The sequence below is a fragment of the Fulvivirga kasyanovii genome (assembly GCF_009711405.1).
Classification (GTDB): Bacteria; Bacteroidota; Bacteroidia; order Cytophagales; family Cyclobacteriaceae; genus Fulvivirga; species Fulvivirga kasyanovii.
On record NZ_SMLW01000045.1, the window covers coordinates 1 to 327 of the forward strand.

At 48.6% G+C, this 327-nt stretch carries 1 protein-coding gene; it reads left to right on the plus strand.

Annotated elements, in window-relative coordinates; translation table 11 throughout:
• Window positions 1-327: CHAT domain-containing protein (locus tag E1163_RS00045; RefSeq protein WP_185155857.1), on the plus strand; the 327-nt coding region annotated here is incomplete at both ends.

A 327-nucleotide genomic window follows, 5' to 3' on the forward strand; every position in this document is an offset into this window, starting at 1 on the left:
CTTGGCTTCTGAGGCCAATTTCAAAAGGGAGAGCCAGCACTATTCCATACTTCACCTTGCCCTTCATGGAGAGGTCAGTGATACAGACCCGTTATACTCAAAACTAAAATTCTCTCCTGCCGATAATGATTCAACCGAAGATGGGTACCTGAATATCTATGAGATCTACAACATGAACCTTAACTCGGAGCTGGCCGTGCTAAGCGCCTGCAATACAGGGTATGGCAAACTGGAAAAGGGAGAGGGCCTGATGAGCCTGGGCAGGGCCTTTCAATATGCAGGTGTCAATAGCCTGCTTCTGAGCAATTGGGGAGTTCCGGATGAGGT